Source organism: Aeromicrobium sp. PFPM2_SD2 (assembly GCF_057364525.1).
The window spans coordinates 1-1,647 of record NZ_JBNFNZ010000509.1 but is presented as its reverse complement, the minus strand read 5'-3'; the positions used below and the strand labels follow the sequence as shown (position 1 = coordinate 1,647).

The 1,647-nt window shown below is 73.3% G+C and carries 2 protein-coding genes and 1 pseudogene; all 3 read left to right on the top strand.

Annotated elements, in window-relative coordinates; translation table 11 throughout:
• Positions 1-224, top strand: a 224-nt coding sequence (locus AC2W7G_RS15695) for a pantoate--beta-alanine ligase (protein ID WP_485869260.1), incomplete at its 5' end; no start/stop codon positions are given.
• Positions 224-642, top strand: a pseudogene (gene panD, locus AC2W7G_RS15690) (aspartate 1-decarboxylase). The gene AC2W7G_RS15695 and the pseudogene panD, both read left to right, overlap by 1 nt.
• Positions 643-644: 2 nt before the next feature.
• A complete protein-coding gene (locus tag AC2W7G_RS15685; protein ID WP_485869259.1) occupies positions 645-1,421 on the top strand; it encodes a type III pantothenate kinase in 777 nt (258 codons plus the stop codon).
• Positions 1,422-1,647: the final 226 nt, after the last annotated feature.

Here is a 1,647-nt window from a genome sequence, read left to right as displayed (position 1 = left end):
GTCGCGTACGCCGCGGGCCCCGGACCGCCGTGCTCGCGGCCGCCCGCGCGGTGCTCGACGCCGAGCCCGGGGTCGTGACCGACTACCTCGTCCTGACCGACCCGTTCCTCACCCCCGTCGCCGCCGACCACGTCGGCGACGCCCGTCTGCTCGTGGCCGCCCGCGTGGGGACGACCCGACTCCTCGACAACCGCGGCCTGCACGTCGGCCAGGAAGGTGCCTGATGCTCCGCACGATGATGAAGTCCAAGATCCACCGCGCCACCGTGACGCAGGCCGACCTGCACTACGTCGGCTCGGTCACCGTCGACCAGGACCTGCTCGACGCGTCCGACATCCTGCCCGGCGAGCTCGTGCACATCGTCGACGTCACCAACGCGCGCGCCTGGAGACGTACACGATCGCGGGCGAGCGCGGCAGCGGCGTGATCGGCATCAACGGCGCCGCGGCCCACCTCGTCCACCCCGGCGACGTGGTCATCCTCATCGCCTACGCCCAGATGGACGACGCCGAGGCGCGCGCGTTCGAGCCGAGCGTCGTGTTCGTCGACGCCGACAACCACGTCGTCCAGCTCGGTGCCGACCCGGCCGACGTGCCCGCGGGGCACGGCCTGGAGCGCGGCGACCTCGTCGCGGCCCGGTAGCCGTGAGCCTGCTCTGCCTCGACATCAGCAACAGCCACACGCTGATCGGCATCTTCGAGGACGACGAGCTGGTCGCGCACTGGCGGCTGTCGACCGTCGAGCACCGCACGTCCGACGAGTGGCAGCTGCTGATCTCCGGCCTGGTCGTGCGGGCCGGGCTCGAGGTGCCCGAGGCGCTCAGCCTGTGCTGCACCGTGCCGTCGGTGCTGGTGGAGTTCCGCCACCTGGTCGCGCGCTACTTCGACGGCGCGCCGGTGTGCATCGTCGGGCCGGGCGTGAGGACGGGCGTGCCGATCCACACCGACAACCCGCGCGAGGTCGGCGCCGACCGCATCGTCAACGCCCTGGCCGCCGCCGAGCTGTACGGCGGCCCGGCCATCGTCGTCGACCTCAACGGCACCGCCACGATCTTCGACGTCGTGGACGAGAAGGGCCGCTACGTCGGTGGGGCGATCGCGCCCGGCGTCGAGCTGTCGCTGGACGCGCTGGCCCGCCGCGGTGCGCAGCTGCGCAGCGTGGAGCTCACCGAGCCGCGCGGGGTCATCGGCAAGAACACGGTGGAGGCGATCCAGTCCGGGGTCGTGCTCGGGTTCGCCGGCCTCGTCGACGGCATCGTGGAGCGGATGCTGGACGAGCTGGACGAGCCCGACGACGTCGCCGTCATCGCGACCGGCTCGTACCCCGAGGCCGTCCTGGACGCGTGCTCGTCCGTCACGACCCGCGACCCGTGGCTGACGCTGCAGGGCCTGCGGCTCGTGCACGAGCGCAACTTCGGCTGACTCAGTCCGGGGGCTCGGGGCCTCGGACTCGGCCGCGAAGTCCTCGGCCGGCTCGACCTCGTCGGCCGCGCCGACGACCGGGTCGTCGAGGGCCAGGACGGGCGCGTCGGGGTTGGCCGGGCACTGGGTCGGGTCGTCGGAGGTGGTGGGACGCACGGCGGGCTCCTGGGGAAGGGAAGGGCTCCTGCCCCGGGGGGACCCACGACCGGCGTCCCGGCACGGACCC